Origin of the sequence: Serratia quinivorans (assembly GCF_052113645.1) — a bacterium.
In the GTDB taxonomy this organism is placed as follows: domain Bacteria; phylum Pseudomonadota; class Gammaproteobacteria; order Enterobacterales; family Enterobacteriaceae; genus Serratia; species Serratia quinivorans_B.
The window spans coordinates 205,385-220,867 of the sequence record NZ_JBIEIU010000003.1; the positions used below are offsets into that span (position 1 = coordinate 205,385).

Annotated in this window: 17 protein-coding genes and 1 other RNA gene; 5 read left to right on the top strand and 13 right to left on the bottom strand. The window is 56.5% G+C overall.

What is annotated here, in order from left to right; translation table 11 throughout:
- The first annotated feature begins 37 nt into the window (after nucleotides 1-37).
- On the top strand, nucleotides 38-901 hold the full coding sequence (gene rsmI / locus ACGS9J_RS08320; protein ID WP_442230470.1) for a 16S rRNA (cytidine(1402)-2'-O)-methyltransferase: 864 nt from the start codon (nucleotides 38-40) through the stop codon (nucleotides 899-901).
- A gap of 41 nt (nucleotides 902-942) precedes the next feature.
- An RNA gene (gene rnpB, locus ACGS9J_RS08325) (RNase P RNA component class A) lies at nucleotides 943-1,321 on the top strand.
- Between the two features lie 58 nt (nucleotides 1,322-1,379).
- Here the strand turns inward: rnpB and ACGS9J_RS08330 are convergent.
- Nucleotides 1,380-2,081 (bottom strand): pirin family protein, encoded by a 702-nt coding sequence (locus ACGS9J_RS08330; RefSeq protein WP_442230471.1) that lies wholly within the window; start codon nucleotides 2,079-2,081, stop codon nucleotides 1,380-1,382.
- 107 nt (nucleotides 2,082-2,188) lie between these two features.
- On the opposite strand from ACGS9J_RS08330, the gene ACGS9J_RS08335 reads away from it, so the two are divergent.
- Nucleotides 2,189-3,094 carry a LysR family transcriptional regulator gene (locus ACGS9J_RS08335; protein WP_442230472.1) on the top strand — a complete coding sequence of 302 codons (906 nt, stop codon included), beginning with the start codon at nucleotides 2,189-2,191 and terminating at the stop codon, nucleotides 3,092-3,094.
- A 38-nt stretch (nucleotides 3,095-3,132) separates the two neighbouring features.
- Here the strand turns inward: ACGS9J_RS08335 and ACGS9J_RS08340 are convergent, their stop codons facing one another.
- The 11 genes from ACGS9J_RS08340 to ACGS9J_RS08390 form a co-directional block, all read right to left on the bottom strand.
- A complete protein-coding gene (locus ACGS9J_RS08340) occupies nucleotides 3,133-4,119 on the bottom strand; it encodes a glutathione S-transferase family protein (protein ID WP_442230473.1) in 987 nt (328 codons plus the stop codon).
- 73 nt (nucleotides 4,120-4,192) lie between these two features.
- Nucleotides 4,193-4,588 (bottom strand): DoxX family protein, encoded by a 396-nt coding sequence (locus ACGS9J_RS08345; protein ID WP_122080286.1) that lies wholly within the window; start codon nucleotides 4,586-4,588, stop codon nucleotides 4,193-4,195.
- Between the two features lie 295 nt (nucleotides 4,589-4,883).
- Nucleotides 4,884-5,171 carry a YqjK-like family protein gene (locus tag ACGS9J_RS08350; RefSeq protein ID WP_442230474.1) on the bottom strand — a complete coding sequence of 96 codons (288 nt, stop codon included), beginning with the start codon at nucleotides 5,169-5,171 and terminating at the stop codon, nucleotides 4,884-4,886.
- Nucleotides 5,168-5,572 carry a phage holin family protein gene (locus tag ACGS9J_RS08355; RefSeq protein WP_442230475.1) on the bottom strand — a complete coding sequence of 135 codons (405 nt, stop codon included), beginning with the start codon at nucleotides 5,570-5,572 and terminating at the stop codon, nucleotides 5,168-5,170. Before ACGS9J_RS08355 ends, ACGS9J_RS08350 begins: the two co-directional genes overlap by 4 nt.
- A 2-nt stretch (nucleotides 5,573-5,574) precedes the next feature.
- Nucleotides 5,575-5,880, bottom strand: a complete 306-nt coding sequence (locus ACGS9J_RS08360; RefSeq protein WP_037416411.1) for a DUF883 family protein — start codon at nucleotides 5,878-5,880, stop codon at nucleotides 5,575-5,577.
- 162 nt (nucleotides 5,881-6,042) lie between these two features.
- Nucleotides 6,043-6,414: a DUF1090 domain-containing protein gene (locus tag ACGS9J_RS08365; RefSeq protein ID WP_442230476.1), complete on the bottom strand. Its 372-nt coding sequence runs from the start codon at nucleotides 6,412-6,414 to the stop codon at nucleotides 6,043-6,045.
- A 221-nt stretch (nucleotides 6,415-6,635) separates the two neighbouring features.
- On the bottom strand, nucleotides 6,636-7,010 hold the full coding sequence (gene mzrA, locus ACGS9J_RS08370; RefSeq protein ID WP_442230477.1) for an EnvZ/OmpR regulon moderator MzrA: 375 nt from the start codon (nucleotides 7,008-7,010) through the stop codon (nucleotides 6,636-6,638).
- A complete protein-coding gene (locus ACGS9J_RS08375; protein ID WP_020831800.1) occupies nucleotides 7,007-7,687 on the bottom strand; it encodes a DedA family protein in 681 nt (226 codons plus the stop codon). Before ACGS9J_RS08375 ends, mzrA begins: the two co-directional genes overlap by 4 nt.
- A 139-nt stretch (nucleotides 7,688-7,826) precedes the next feature.
- The gene (locus ACGS9J_RS08380) at nucleotides 7,827-8,273 is read right to left on the bottom strand and encodes a hypothetical protein (protein ID WP_442230478.1); all 447 of its coding nucleotides are present in this window, start codon (nucleotides 8,271-8,273) and stop codon (nucleotides 7,827-7,829) included.
- A 185-nt stretch (nucleotides 8,274-8,458) separates the two neighbouring features.
- Nucleotides 8,459-9,235: a transcriptional regulator ExuR gene (gene exuR / locus ACGS9J_RS08385; protein WP_442230479.1), complete on the bottom strand. Its 777-nt coding sequence runs from the start codon at nucleotides 9,233-9,235 to the stop codon at nucleotides 8,459-8,461.
- Between the two features lie 116 nt (nucleotides 9,236-9,351).
- On the bottom strand, nucleotides 9,352-10,650 hold the full coding sequence (locus ACGS9J_RS08390; RefSeq protein WP_442230480.1) for an MFS transporter: 1,299 nt from the start codon (nucleotides 10,648-10,650) through the stop codon (nucleotides 9,352-9,354).
- Nucleotides 10,651-11,038: 388 nt separating this feature from the next.
- Between ACGS9J_RS08390 and uxaC the strand changes: the two genes are divergently transcribed.
- On the top strand, nucleotides 11,039-12,451 hold the full coding sequence (gene uxaC / locus ACGS9J_RS08395) for a glucuronate isomerase (protein ID WP_442230481.1): 1,413 nt from the start codon (nucleotides 11,039-11,041) through the stop codon (nucleotides 12,449-12,451).
- 20 nt (nucleotides 12,452-12,471) lie between these two features.
- Nucleotides 12,472-13,962 carry a UxaA family hydrolase gene (locus ACGS9J_RS08400; protein WP_442230482.1) on the top strand — a complete coding sequence of 497 codons (1,491 nt, stop codon included), beginning with the start codon at nucleotides 12,472-12,474 and terminating at the stop codon, nucleotides 13,960-13,962.
- Between the two features lie 57 nt (nucleotides 13,963-14,019).
- On the opposite strand, the gene sstT is transcribed toward ACGS9J_RS08400, so the two are convergent.
- Complete coding sequence (gene sstT / locus ACGS9J_RS08405) at nucleotides 14,020-15,255, bottom strand: serine/threonine transporter SstT (RefSeq protein ID WP_442230483.1); 1,236 nt, start codon at nucleotides 15,253-15,255, stop codon at nucleotides 14,020-14,022.
- Nucleotides 15,256-15,483: the final 228 nt, after the last annotated feature.

The following is a 15,483-nucleotide window of genomic DNA, read 5'->3' on the forward strand; positions in this document are numbered from 1 at the left end:
AGATGCTTAATATTAAATCGGCAATCCGGATGAAACAATGAATCAACACCAACAATCAGTCATTTCTGCATCAACGCTGTATGTGGTGCCCACCCCAATCGGCAATTTAGGGGATATTACCCACCGTGCGTTAGAGGTACTGAAAAGCGTTGATCTGATTGCGGCGGAGGACACGCGCCATACCGGGTTGCTGTTGCAACACTTTGCGATTAGCGCGCGGTTGTTTGCGCTGCATGACCATAACGAACAGCAAAAGGCAGATCAACTGCTGGCGAAATTACAGGAAGGCCAGAGCATAGCGCTGGTTTCCGACGCCGGAACGCCTTTGATTAACGATCCCGGTTATCACCTGGTACGTCGCTGCCGCGAAGCCGGCATCCGCGTGGTACCGCTGCCGGGCGCCTGTGCAGCAACCACCGCGCTGTGTGCTGCCGGCCTGGCTTCAGACCGCTTCTGCTACGAAGGGTTCCTGCCGGCGAAAACCAAGGGGCGTAAGGATACGCTGATGGCGCTGGCAGAGGAACCGCGCACGCTGATTTTCTACGAATCAACCCACCGCCTGCTGGAAAGTTTGCAGGACATGGTGACCGTGTGGGGGCCGCAACGTTATGTGGTGCTGGCGCGTGAGCTGACCAAAACCTGGGAATCCATCACCGGTGCGCCGGTCGGCGAATTGCTGGCCTGGGTCAAGGAAGATGAAGTGCGCCGCCGTGGCGAGATGGTGCTGATCGTTGAAGGCCATAAAGTACAGGACGATGCACTGCCGCTGGAGGCGCTGCGTACGCTGGCGCTGCTGCAAAAAGAATTGCCGCTGAAAAAGGCGGCGGCGCTGGCTGCGGAGATCCACGGCGTGAAGAAAAATGCGTTGTATAAATACGCGTTGGAGCAACAAGAACAGTAAAGCGGTTGACCTGCCGTGAGCGCAACGCTACTATCCGCGCCGGAGTTGACCAGACAGTCGCCGCTTCATTGCCGTCCCTTTCGGGGGAGACAGATGGAGGGGAGGAAAGTCCGGGCTCCATAGGGCAGGGTGCCAGGTAACGCCTGGGAGGCGCAAGCCTACGACTAGTGCAACAGAGAGCAAACCGCCGATGGCCCGCGCAAGTGGGATCAGGTAAGGGTGAAAGGGTGCGGTAAGAGCGCACCGCGCGACTGGCAACAGTTCGTGGCACGGTAAACTCCACCCGGAGCAAGGCCAAATAGGGGTTCACATGGTACGGCCCGTACTGAACCCGGGTAGGCTGCTTGAGCCAGTGAGCGATTGCTGGCCTAGAGGAATGACTGTCCACGACAGAACCCGGCTTACCGGTCAGCTCCCTCTATAAAGAAAACCCCGCGTAACGCAAGTTACGCGGGGTTTTTTCCTTTCTGGATATCACTCACACCGGCAAGTCGATCAGCAACGCCCGCAGCGGCGTTTCGGCGCGGATTGTCAGGCGGTTCTCCTCACGGATAAAGGCTCCGTCACCACAGGTCAGGCTCTGGCCGTCGTGGTGGTCGCCCTGAGCTTTAATGGTGCCGTGGATCGACTGCAGGTAGGCACGGGGCCCGTTCAACGCCAGCGTCTGCTGCTCGCCTGCCTGCAAATCCAGATGATGGATCCACACTTGTTGGCGCAGCTGGAGGCTGCCCTGAGCGCCGTCCGGCGAGGCCAGTAGCGTCACGCCGCCCGGCGGCAGCGTCAGGCGCTGCACATGCTCGTTATTGGTATCTGGACAGGCATCCAACCACAGCTGCAGACGGGTCAGCGGCGTGTCACTGCTGGCGTTCTGTTCGCTGTAACTCAGCCCCGGCTGGGTGGCCAGCAGCAAAGCCTCACCGGCCTTGGCGCTAACCGTGTTGCCGTCGCTGTCGCGGTATTCCGCCTGGCCCTGCAGGATCAAGTTCAGGATATCCACGCTCGGATAAGTGCGCGGCTGCAAAGCTGCGCCCGGCGCCAGCACTTCCTGATTGAGTACCCGCAGCGAGGCGTAGCCCATCAGCTTGGGATCGAAGTAATGTCCAAAAGAAAAGGTGTAGCGAGCCTGCAGCCAACCAAAGTCAGCTTGCCCGCATTGTTTTGCTGTTCTGCATGTGATCATGGCAATCGGCTCTCTAAATTCATTATCTAAATGGTAAGCATCTGGACGCCGGATTGTTAGCCAGTTAATCTGGTCGGCATATTCAAATTTCCTGACAGAGAGATTCGATGGCCAGAGATCGGGCGTTAACGCTTGAAGCGTTAAGGGTTATGGATGCGATCGACCGACGTGGCAGCTTTGCTGCGGCAGCCGATGAGCTGGGGCGCGTGCCTTCGGCGCTCAGCTACACCATGCAAAAATTGGAAGAAGAATTGGACGTGGTGCTGTTTGACCGCTCCGGCCACCGCACCAAATTCACCAATGTCGGGCGTATGCTGTTGGAACGCGGGCGGGTGCTGCTGGAGGCGGCAGATAAGTTGACCACCGACGCCGAAGCACTGGCGCGCGGTTGGGAAACTCACCTGACGATTGTCAGCGAGGCGTTGTCGCCGCCAAGCAAGCTGTTCCCGCTGGTCGATAAGCTGGCGCTGAAGGCCAATACCCAGGTGTCGATTTTCACCGAGGTGCTGGCCGGGGCCTGGGAACGGCTGGAGCAGGGGCGTGCCGATATCGTGGTCGCCCCTGACATGCACTTTCGCGCTTCGTCAGAAATTAACACCCGTAAACTGTACAAAGTGATGAGCGTGTATGTGGCTGCGCCGGACCATCCGATCCATCTGGAACCGGAACCCTTGTCGGAAGTCACGCGCGTGAAATATCGCGGCATTGCGGTAGCGGATACCGCCCGTGAACGCCCGGTATTGACCGTACAATTGCTGGATAAACAGCAACGTCTGACGGTAAGCACCATTGAAGACAAACGCCTGGCCCTGTTAGCCGGTCTGGGCGTAGCGACCATGCCTTACCCGATGGTCGAGAAAGATATCGAAGAAGGGCGTTTGCGGGTGGTGGGGCCGGAGTACAGCCGCGAAGTTGACATTATCATGGCCTGGCGGCGTGACAGCATGGGCGAGGCCAAAGCCTGGTTCCTGCGCGAGATCCCAAGGTTGTTTGCCCAATTGGAACGGCAATAAGCGATTCCCCTTGCCGGCAGGCAAGGGGAGATAAAGCGTTAACCGAAACGCGTGTCGCGGCCGTGTGGTTCATCGAGATCCTGCGCCGGCCCGATAGAAATGATGCCGTGCGGATTGATGGTGGCGTGGCTGCGGTAGTAGTGATTGCGGATGTGCGGCAGGCTGACGGTTTCGGCCATGCCCGGCATCTGGTAAATGTCACGCAGGAAGCCATACAGGTTGAGGTAATCGCTAATGCGGTGTTTGTCGCACTTAAAATGGGTGACATACACCGGATCGAAGCGTATCAGCGTGGTCCACAGGCGCAGGTCAGCCTCGGTCAGGCGATCGCCCGTCAGGTAACGTTGTTGCCCCAGGATTTGCTCCAGCCGCGCCAGCGCGTCAAATACCCCGTTCACCGCTTCGTCATAGGCTTCCTGGCTGGTGGCGAAACCGGCCTTATACACCCCGTTGTTCACCTGGTCGTAAATCCAACCGTTCAGCTCATCAATTTTTCCGCGCAGCTCCGCAGGATAATAGTCGCCGGCCCGTGCGCCAACGCCATCGAATGCGCTGTTGAACATGCGGATGATATCGGCGGACTCATTACTGACAATGGTCTGTTGCTGCTTGTCCCACAGCACCGGTACCGTCACGCGGCCGGTGTAGTGCGGGTCGGCGCGCAGGTAAAGCTGGTAGAGGAAATCTGAGTGATACAGGCTGTCGCCGGTCGCTTCAGGGAAGTCGGTGCCGAAGGTCCAGCCGTTTTCCAGCATCAGCGGATGCACCACGGAAACCGGGATAATCTGCTCCAGCCCCTTCAACTTGCGCATCAGCAGAGTGCGGTGCGCCCAGGGACAGGCGAGTGAAACGTACAGGTGATAACGATCCTTCTCCGCTTTAAAACCCCCGACTCCATGTTCGCCCGGCTGACCATCGGCGGTCACCCAGTTGCGGAACTGAGAGGTTGAGCGTTTGAAACGGCCTCCGGTGGATGAGGTGTCATACCAGATGTCTTGCCAAACGCCATCGACGAGTTGTCCCATGGGGATCTCCTTGGTGTCCGAGTAAAAAAGCAAAAGGCCCGGCATGCCGGACCCCTGTGTCGGTATTACAAGCTTACCACTTCTTGTTCAGAAGACGGTCGATGCTGAAACCGCCTGGACCGGCAACGGCCAGAACCAGGAAACCGCCGGCGATGGTCAGGTTCTTCATGAACATCAGCTGGTTTACGCCTTCAGCAAAGTTAGTATGGAACAGTAACGCGGTCAGCACAGTAAAACCGGCGGTGAACAGCGCTACGGTGCGGGTCAGGAAACCGAACAAAATGGCCAGACCGCCGCCAAACTCCAGCAGGATGGTCAGTGGCAGCAAGAAGCCAGGGACGCCCATCGATTGCATGTACTGTTGGGTGCCGGCATAGGCATCACCCATTTTGCCGTAGCCTGCCACGATAAACAGGATTGGCATCAAAATACGCGCAACCAGCAAACCTGTATCTTCTAATTTTTTCATCATTGACTCCAAAGTGATTTTTGTTTGCCAGTCTTGGCGTTTTCATGTCGAAGGGCGGTATGCGGGGGTATCTGACCCTGTCCTGCCCGTTTCGTGTCGATGGAGTGAATGTTAATCGGGAAGCGTATGCTTTGTTAGCAAGTAAAACTGTCGTATTTTTTCAAAAAAATTGAATCTTTAGCCTGCTAACAAAAAGAAGGGAATCAGAATGTTGCCCAGCCTTCACCGACAGAAACGGAAATTTTCTGTGAAAAGGCGGGCAAAACATCGGAAGAATTGAATGAACGGCGAAGGGTTATTTGCTGGAAAAGGTTTTCTGGATCAAACGAATGGTACCAAAGGCACCAAAAGCGCGGCGTGACCAGCGAATCAGCTTGCTCGGATGGCGGATCCCGTACAGGGCCATCACGCTGGAGCCGACCACCAGGTATTTACGCAGGCCGAAAACCGTTTGCCAGCCGCGATCGATACGCTCGGTCTTTTCCAGCCACAGGGTTTTGTTTTCCGCAAGATCCAGCCTCTGCTGCTGGATCTTGCGGATTAGCTTCTCTTTTCTCCATTCCAGGTAGCGGCGGCGGTTCATTTTTCCCCCTCCAGCTCGGAACGGTCGATTTCCAACTGTTTGCGTGTGGCGCCCAGCAGGGTGGAGCGGCGAGCCTTGACCAGCGTCCAAATGGCCCCGAACACGGCCAGGAACAACAGCACCCCGGTAGTGGCCCCTAACGCCATCAGACGGTAGATGGGGTCGATAGCCCAGAAAATCAGGATCAGCAGGCTCATCAGGCCAAAGGCAGTGAACAGCAGAGTCATGCCGGCCATGATCAGCAACTGAATGAGGTTGGCCTTCTCCTCTTCCAACTCGACCACCGCCAGACGGACACGGGTTTCCACCATACCGACCAGAATAGTGATGATGCGCTGGGCGACATCCAGGACCCCCTTGGCGGGGCCCTGTGCACGAACTTGCGGTTGTTGTTCAGCCATAATTAGCGGCGCGCTAACAGAACGCCCAGCACCACGCCGACAGCAGCGCCGATACCGATACCGGTCCACGGATTGTCACGCACGTAATCATCCGCCTGGCCGGCGATCTGTTTGGTTTGGGAAGCGATTTTGTCCCCGGCATCGCTCAGGCGAGCACGGGTATCCTTCAGCGCGCCTTCCGCTTTGGAACGCAGCTTTTCCAGTTCGGCTTTTGGCTTATCAGTGGAAGAGTTCAGCACTTCTTCCAGCGTATCGGCTAAGGATTTAAGTTCAGCGCGTAAGTTTTCTGCATTTGAATCATGTGCCATGTGATTATTCCTTAACGTTAACTTCAACAGAGTTTTAACATAGCGGATTTTTTCGCCGGAGCAAAGGGGGGATGAATAGTTGATATCACTAAGCATCCATTTTAAATTCGATAAAAATCCCGCATGGTGCGGCTCTCATCGATAAATCCGCTGGCGTAAAAATTATTCCGCTTGGGCTTGCTTAAGCTCGGCTTGAGCTTCAGCCAGTTTTTTCTGTTTTTTGGCGACTTTATCCAGGTTGCCGGTCTGCTGGGCTTCTTTCAGCTCCTGCTGGCGCTCGGCGACCTTGCTTTGTTTCTCATCGATTTTTTTCTGGCGATCGGCCTGCAGACCGGCTTCGGTGCAATGGGTCTGCACTTCGCCCAACGCCGTTTTCAACCCGGCGATACGGTTGGTATTGCCGTGCTGGGTGGCGTAATCAATCTGCTTTTGAATCTCTTGTGCTTTGGCTGCACAGCCGCCTTCTGCCGCAAACGACAGGGCCGGGAAGACGAAGAATGGGAGGGCCAGTAACATCGATTGGCGTAATTTCATGCTATCAATTCCTTGTTATTGGGATGCATTGGCATGCATCCGCTGTTCCTGACTGCCCACGTGGGCAGTGCGACAGGAGTCTTACGTAGCTGACTGACGCTAACCTTGAGCATAGCCATAAATCGTGAAGACCCCAAAGAATCCGCCACAGTTCGCTGGTGATTGATGATTAATTGAACAGGGCGGTGATATGAAGGGAAACCCTTTCATATGAAAGGGTATTATCCCAGATTAAGGGGGGAGCGTGCAAATTCACGTACCCAGTGCGTCGGCACTGGGGATTCGCTCAGGGCGATGATATACCCCGGTGGCAAAATAGTTTGCAAGGCTTCACGTGCCAGCAACTGTTGTTCCGGTGAGTCCAGGCGGATCACCAGGCCATCGCCTTCCGGGGTGATGCTTTTGATGCGAATACCGCGCTGATCCAGCCGTTGATAGACATAAAAACCGTCAGGCAGCGAAAGGCCTTGCTGGCCCACACGAATGCGCAGTTCGCTTTCGGTTCGCACCATGCAGGGCACCAATAGCGTGGCAAGCGCCAGCAAAGCGAGCGCAATCAGCAAAACATACTGCCAGCGCGGGCGCTTGATCGTCACGCCCCTTTCCCCTGATCCTGGCTGTCGGCGCGCTTCTTGCGCCACAGAACGATCAGCGAGCCCACCAGCCCTACCACCAGCAGCACCAGCGGCAGCAGCATCAAGCAGAACATCAGTTGGTCTTCATACTTGCGGAATACCGGGGTTTTGCCCAATGCAAAGCCCAGCGAGGTGAGGATCACCACCCACAGCAGGCCGCTCATCCAGTTAAAGAACTGGAAACGCGCATTGCTCAGACCGGACAGGCCGGCAATGGTCGGCAGCAGGGTGCGGACAAACGCCAGGAAACGACCCACCAACAGCGCGGACAGCCCGTGGCGGTGGAATAACTGGTGTGCCCGTTGATGATAGTGAGCCGGCAGATGCGAAAGCCAGCCCTGTACCGTTCGGGTATTGCCGAGCCACTTACCCTGTATGTAGCTGACCCAGCACCCCAAACTGGCGGCAACGGTCAGGATCAGGATGGTGAGCGGGAAATTCATGGTGCCTTTGGCGATCAGTACGCCTACCAGGATCAACAGGCTGTCCCCTGGCAGAAACGCTGCCGGCAGCAGGCCGTTCTCCAAAAACAGGATCATAAACAGCAGCACGTAGAGGGTCCACACCAGCGAAGGGTTCGCCAGCGTCTCAAAATCCTGCTGCCATAAGGCATGTAACAGTTCTTTAATGATGTCCATCCGGTGTTCCTAAAACGTCATTGTTTGTTTTTATCTCAGCGGCTGATCGGGTGTGGGCCGAAAGCGTGCGGGCGATGCTGGCTGCTGATAATGATGAAACGGCGTTGCTTTTAGTGGATTCTAGTCGGTGCGACACCGGTCATGAGTGGTAAGTCAGCGTGCCACGATAAAGCATATTACTTTCTTTCCAGCCGCCTAGCCTGTTTTGCTGCTGCGGGGTATGCAGCGTCCAGTTGACCTGGGCAAGCCGGTTGAGCGCAGGTGAGTTCTGGCGCGGGGGTTTGGTGCGGTGGCCCAGCTCTACGGCCAGGGCATAGACCGGCGGTAATTGGGCGCAGGTCGACAGCGAGCCGGAGTAGGAATGCAGCCGCGGTAACAGCAGCGGCAATTTGCCCGGCTTTTTACGCTGCAGCTCTGCCGGTGACCGATAAACCTGGTCGTAAGGGGAAAGCCACGGATCGGCGAGCGACGGTAAACTGCTCAGTGCTGTGGGGGTTGCTTTGGAAGGTGCCGCGCATAGCTTTTGGCCGGAGACCGAACCGGTCCAGCAAAAAAGAGCAATAAGCATGGCAAACAACCAGCGCATGTATTCGCGTCCCGCCCCGTAGCAGAGGGTAAAAAAGTGGCTCAACTTTACCAAAATAGCACGATTGGCAACAGGGAAATCTACGTTGCCAGCGGTGAAATACTACACGGCAAATTGCCGTTCAGGCATCGATTCAGCGGATTTTACAATACCTGACATAACCCGACGGTTTTTGACCGCTTGGGTTATTTATTTTCTGTGGTTATGCCGTCCAGATGCACCACCGGGTTATCGGCGAACAGATAGCGGTCTGCGTTATATTCAAAATCGTCGCTGGTGGCGTTGAACAGCATTTGCTTGGTGTTTTCCAGGTGCTGCCACATGGCCAATTTGGCGGCATAAGGGTCTTTGCGTATCAATGCCTTGAGGATCTGATCGTGATCGTCGCACCAACTGGCGATCGAGCGATCGTCGATATGTTCATGCAGTTTGATCCAATAAGGGTTATTCACCCGCTGAACCCACATTTTTTCCACGATGGTGGCCATGGCGGTGTTCTGAGTCGCCAGCGCCACCTGCACGTGGAATTTCAGATCCCATTGAGAGTCGCGGAAGCGATCTTCCTTACGCGCCTGTTCCTGGATCTCCATCAGTTGGACGATGTCTTGCTTGGTGACCTGAGTAGCGGCGAATTCGGCGATGTTGCTTTCAATCAGTTGGCGCGCCTGCAGCAGCTCGAACGGCCCGGCGGTGGCAAACTCAATGCTGTCGCCCGGCACCACCAGATGCTTTTGCTGGTTGGACATCACGTGGATCCCGGAACCTTTGCGCACGTCGACGTAGCCTTCCACTTCCAGCATGATGATCGCTTCCCGCACCACGGTACGGCTGACGTTCATCTCTTCGGCAATGTAGCGCTCGGCCGGCAGTTTATCGCCGACCGGATAGCGGCCGCTTTCAATACGCTGTTTAAGCTCGGCAGCCAGTTGCTGATACAGGCGTCTGGTTTCAGTGAATTCCATAGTGAGTGCTCTTAGGATAGGGAGGGGCGCGTAGCCATGGATTTGTTATACCACTTATCCGGCAGAGCTGCCAGTGGCCTCGGGGGAACGCCCGGCACGGCGGCCGGGCGGTGGGGTTAACTGCGCGCCGGGGCCGGCTGCAGCGGGTCTTCCTCCGGCTCGGAGGCCGGTCGATTTTGCAGAATGGTCCAGATAGCGATGGCGCCGAGGATATCGAAGACCGACAGCGCAGCAAACAGCGGGCTGAAGCCCAGGGTATCTGCCAATGCGCCGACCACCAGGGCAAACAGGGTGCTGGCGGTCCAGGCCGCCATGCCGGTCAGACCGTTGGCGGTGGCCACCTCGTTGCGACCAAAGACGTCAGAAGACAGGGTAATCAGCGCGCCGGACAGCGCCTGATGGGCGAAACCGCCGACGCATAACAGCGCGATAGCCGCATAGGGACTGGTGAACAGACCGATCATGCCAGGGCCAATCATCAGTACGGCGCCCAGGGTGACCACCAGCTTGCGTGAAACGATCAGGTTCACCTTAAAGTGCTTCTGGAAAAACGGCGGCAGGTAACCGCCGACGATACAGCCCAGATCGGCAAACAGCATCGGCATCCAGGCGAACATGGCGATCTCTTTCAGGTTGAAGCCGTAGGCTTTGAACATGAATAACGGGATCCAGGCGTTGAAGGTGCCCCAGGCCGGTTCCGCCAGAAAACGTGGCAGCGCGATGCCCCAGAACTGGCGGTTACGGACAATCTGCCAGGCGGACATTTTCTTGGCGTTGCCGGTCTGGTGCTGTGCTTCCTGGCCACCCAGGATGTAATCGCGCTCTTCGCTACTGAGTTTCTTCTGGTCTTTCGGGTGTTTATAGAAAATCAGCCAGCAGATAGCCCAGATCAGGCTCAGCACGCCGGTGATGATAAACGCCATCTCCCAACTGTGCGCGACGATGGCCCACACCACCAACGGCGGGGCCAGCATGCCGCCTATTGATGACCCTACGTTGAAATAACCCACGGCGATGGAACGTTCTTTGGCCGGGAACCACTCGCTGCTGGCCTTCAGCCCTGCGGGGATCATCGCTGCTTCCGCCATGCCCACGGCACCGCGTGCCAACGCCAGCCCACCCCAACTGTTGGCGAGAGCCGTGCCCATGCAAAACACCGCCCACAGGATGGCGAACATGGCGTAACCCACTTTGGTGCCCAGGACGTCCAGCACGTATCCCGCTACGGGTTGCATCAGGGTGTAGCAGGCGGAATAGGCCGCGACGATGTAAGAGTATTGTTGCGTGGTGATATGCAAGGTGCCTTCCAGCGTAGGCGCTGCGACGGCAATGGCGTTACGCGTCAGGTAGCCCAGTACGGTGCCGATGGTCACCAGCCCGATCATGTACCAGCGTAACCCTTTAATTTTACGCATCCGAAATATCTCCCAGTCTTGAATAGGCGGCGCCGTAACGGCGTCAGCATTTTAAGGGGTGCTCCCTTTATCGTTGATGTGCGTCGACTTGTCCGTCAGCGACGTATTCCCGCCGCAAGCACGACTGGGTGGCGAGACAATAACTTGTCATACAGATTTAAAAGTTGAGTGATATCACAAAAGCCGATTTTCAATTGGGCAATACTGTTTGCCGGATAATTAGGCGATTGAAGCGGTATTTTGACGCAAAATGGCCGGTTTACGGTCTTATTCAAGGGAAATAGTGGTAGCAGGAGGCAATATTTTGCTGGACGCCCCGCATAATTGGTGTGATAACTTTGTCGCATTGAACACTGTGTTGAACGGCAAACAAGGTGAGGAGCCAGATATGGCGACGTTTTTAAACGAAGATTTCTTGTTGGGCAGCGAATTCGCCCGGCGTTTGTATCATGACTATGCGGCGGACCAACCGATCTTTGACTATCACTGTCATTTACCGCCGGAACAAATTGCCGAGAACACCCGTTTCAAAAATTTATATGAAATCTGGCTCAAGGGTGACCACTACAAATGGCGGGCGATGCGCACCAACGGGGTGGCTGAACGGCTGTGTACCGGCGATGCCGGCGATCGTGAAAAATTCGATGCCTGGGCGGCCACCGTACCGCACACGATCGGCAACCCGCTCTATCACTGGACCCATCTGGAGCTGCGCCGTCCGTTCGGCATTACCGGCACGCTGCTTTCCCCGGCGACGGCGGACGATATCTGGCTGCGCGGCAACGCGTTGCTGGCGCAGGAGGATTTCAGGGCACGTGGCATCATGCAGCAGATGAAAGTGAAAATGGTCGGCACCACCGACGATCCCATCGACGATCTGCGCCACCATAAAGCCATTGCCGCCGACCGCAGTTTCGACATCAAGGTGTTGCCAAGCTGGCGGCCGGACAAGGCGTTTAATATCGACGCACCGGGTTTCAATGATTATCTGCAAAAACTGGAAGCGGCGGCGGATGTCCATATCGGCCGGTTCAGTGCGCTGTGTGACGCGTTGAAAAAACGTATGGATCACTTTGCGGCTCATGGTTGCAAGGTGGCCGACCATGCGTTGGACGTGGTGGTGTATGGCGAAGCGGATGAAGCCGCACTGGACGCAATTTTAACGGCGCGGCTGAGCGGCAAGTTGCCTACGCCCGAGCAGAGCGCCCAGTTTAAAAGTGCGGTGCTGCTGTTCTTGGCGGCCGAATATCAACGCCGTGAATGGGTCCAGCAATACCACATCGGTGCGCTGCGCAATAACAACAGCCGCATGTTGGCAAGCGTAGGCCCGGACATCGGCTTCGATTCCATTAACGACCGACCGCTGGCGGAGCCGTTGTCTCGTCTGCTGGACGCACAGGCGCGCCAGGGCGGCCTGCCGAAAACCATTCTGTACTGCCTCAATCCGCGTGATAACGAAGTGATCGGTACCATGGTCGGCAACTTCCAGGGTGAAGGCACGCCGGGCAAGATGCAGTTTGGCTCCGGCTGGTGGTTCAACGATCAGAAAGACGGTATGCAACGCCAGATGACGCAGTTGGCACAGCTCGGTCTGCTGAGCCGTTTTGTCGGCATGCTGACCGACAGTCGTAGCTTCCTGTCTTATACCCGTCATGAATACTTCCGCCGCATCCTTTGCCAGATGATCGGGCGCTGGGTGGAAGAGGGCGAAGCACCGGCAGATATCGCGCTGTTGGGCGAGATGGTGAAAAACATCTGCTTCGACAATGCCAAAAACTATTTCGCCATTGAACTGGCGTAGCCGTTGCCCGAGGTGGGTTTATGCAAAGCATGGTAAGAATTCATTCGCTGGATAATGTCGCGGTGGCGTTACGCGATCTGGCTGCCGATGAAACGTTGACACTGGACGGCCTGACTATTCGCCTTCCACAACCGGTCGCGCGTGGGCACAAGTTTGCGCTACAGCAGATTGCACCCGGTGAGGCGATCATCAAATACGGCCTGCCGATCGGCCATGCGTTGGAAGCCATTGCCTCTGGCGTGCATATTCACTCGCAAAATGCCAAAACCAACCTGAGCGATCTGGACAGCTATCAATACCAGCCGCAATTTCCCGTCTTGCCACCGCAGGCTGCGGATCGGGAGGTGCAGCTTTATCGCCGTAACAGCGGCGAGGTGGGGATCCGCAACGAACTGTGGATCATACCGACCGTCGGCTGCGTCAACGGCATTGCCCGGCAGATCCAGCAGCGTTTTCTGAAGGAAACCCAGGACGCGCAGGGGATCGACGGCGTACACCTGTTCAGCCATCCGTTTGGCTGCTCGCAACTGGGTCAGGATCACGAAAACACCCGCACCATGCTGCAAAACATGGTGCGCCATCCCAACGCCGGTGCGGTGTTGGTGATTGGCCTGGGGTGCGAGAATAATCAGGTGGATGTTTTTCGCAGCACGCTGGGGACGGTCGACGAGCAGCGAGTGCGTTTTATGGTGTGTCAGCAACAGGACGATGAGGTGGAGGCCGGGCTGGAGCAGTTGCATGCGCTGTATCAGGTGATGCGCGATGACCGTCGCCAGCCGGGCAAACTGAGCGAGTTGAAGTTCGGACTGGAGTGCGGTGGTTCAGACGGCCTGTCCGGTATCACCGCCAATCCGTTGCTGGGACGTTTTTCCGACTATCTGATTGCCAACGGCGGCACGACGGTATTGACCGAGGTACCGGAAATGTTTGGTGCCGAACGGATCCTGATGAGCCGCTGCCGCGATCAATCGACTTTCGAAAAAACCGTCAGCATGGTCAACGACTTCAAACAGTACTTTATCGCCCATAACCAACCGATTTATGAAAACCCTTCGCCGGGCAACAAAGCCGGCGGTATCACCACGCTGGAGGAGAAGTCGCTCGGTTGCACGCAGAAAGCCGGACACAGCCAGGTGGTGGACGTGCTCAAGTATGGCGAACGGCTGCGGCAACCCGGTTTAAACCTGCTGAGCGCGCCAGGCAATGACGCGGTGGCAACCAGCGCACTGGCCGGGGCCGGCTGCCATATGGTGTTGTTCAGCACCGGGCGCGGGACGCCCTATGGCGGTTTCGTGCCAACGGTGAAGCTGGCGACCAACAGCGAACTGGCAACGAAGAAACCACATTGGATCGACTTCGACGCCGGTCGGTTGATCCACGGCACCCCGATGGAGAGCCTGTTGGAACAGTTTGTCGATCTGATTGTGGCGATTGCCAATGGTCAGGCGGCGCGCAACGAAGCGAACGATTTCCGTGAGTTGGCGATTTTTAAAAGCGGTGTGACATTGTAAGGCGGCAGTCGTAAAAAAGGCGCCCGATAATGAGCGCCTTGTCGAACTATTTGGGGATTAGCGCACTTTCAGGGGATCTTCATCCGCTAAACGCTGGTCTTCCGCCTGACAAGCTGCTGCGGTGAACAGCACGTCGGTCGAGGAATTGAGCGCGGTTTCGGCGGAATCTTGCAGTACGCCGATGATAAAGCCGACCGCCACCACCTGCATTGCCACGTCGTTCGGGATACCAAACATGTTGCACGCCAAGGGGATCAGCAGCAGCGATCCGCCGGCCACGCCGGAAGCGCCACAGGCACAGATGGCCGCGACGACGCTCAGCAGTAACGCGGTCGGGATATCAACCGGGACCCCAAGAGTATGTACCGCCGCCAGCGTCAGCACGGTAATGGTGATAGCCGCACCGGCCATGTTGATGGTGGCGCCCAACGGGATAGAAACCGAGTAGGTGTCTTCGTTCAGATTCAGCTTCTTGCACAACTCCATATTCACCGGAATGTTGGCGGCTGAGCTGCGGGTGAAGAAGGCGGTCACGCCGCTTTCACGCAGGCAGGCGAACACCAGCGGATAAGGGTTGCGACGGATTTTCCAGTAAACGATCAGCGGGTTCAGCACCAAAGCCACCAGCAACATACAGCCGATCAACACCACCAGCAGTTGGGCATAACCCCAAAGCGCACCGAAACCGGTATCCGCCAGCGTCGAGGCCACCAGGCCGAAAATACCGAGTGGGGCGCAGCGGATCACCGCACGTACCACCATGGTGACGGCGTGCGACATATCGTTAATCAGCGATTTTGTGGTTTCAGAGGCGTGGCGCAGTGCCAGCCCCAGACCCACGGCCCAAGCCAGGATACCGATATAGTTGGCGTTAATCAGCGCATGGAACGGGTTGGCGACCACGCTCATCAACAGGCCCTTCAGCACCTCAATAATGCCGCCCGGCGGGTTGATATCCGCATTGCCGGTCACCAGCGCCAGATTGGACGGGAACATAAAGCTGACCACTACCGCTACCAGCGCCGCGGCGAAGGTTCCCAGCAGATAGAGGAACAGGATCGGACGAATATTGGTTTTCTGCCCGTGTTTGTGATTGGCGATCGAGGCCATGACCAGCACCAGTACCAATACCGGCGCTACCGCTTTCAGTGCGCCAACAAACAGGGCGCCAAGCAGACCTACAGCAGAAGCCGTCGCCGGTGAAATCAGCGCCACGATAATCCCGGCCACCAGGCCGATCATGATTTGTTTAACCAGGCTGCCCTGTACGATCCTTTGTAGTAATTTTTGCATAGTGCTTTTTTCCCCGATGATGTTGCGTACAGACTTTGTCACCTCGGCGGGAACGCCACCGGACAACTTTATAATGATCTGTAACCAAGTATGTTTGCCGAATCAGTATTCAGTAAACGATGGGGGTTGGAAAGGGGCGAGGATGAAATTCTGAGCGCGGATCAACTCTTGATAACATACTGGTTACATTTGTGTGATCGCAATAACATTTGGCGTTTGGCGGGAATT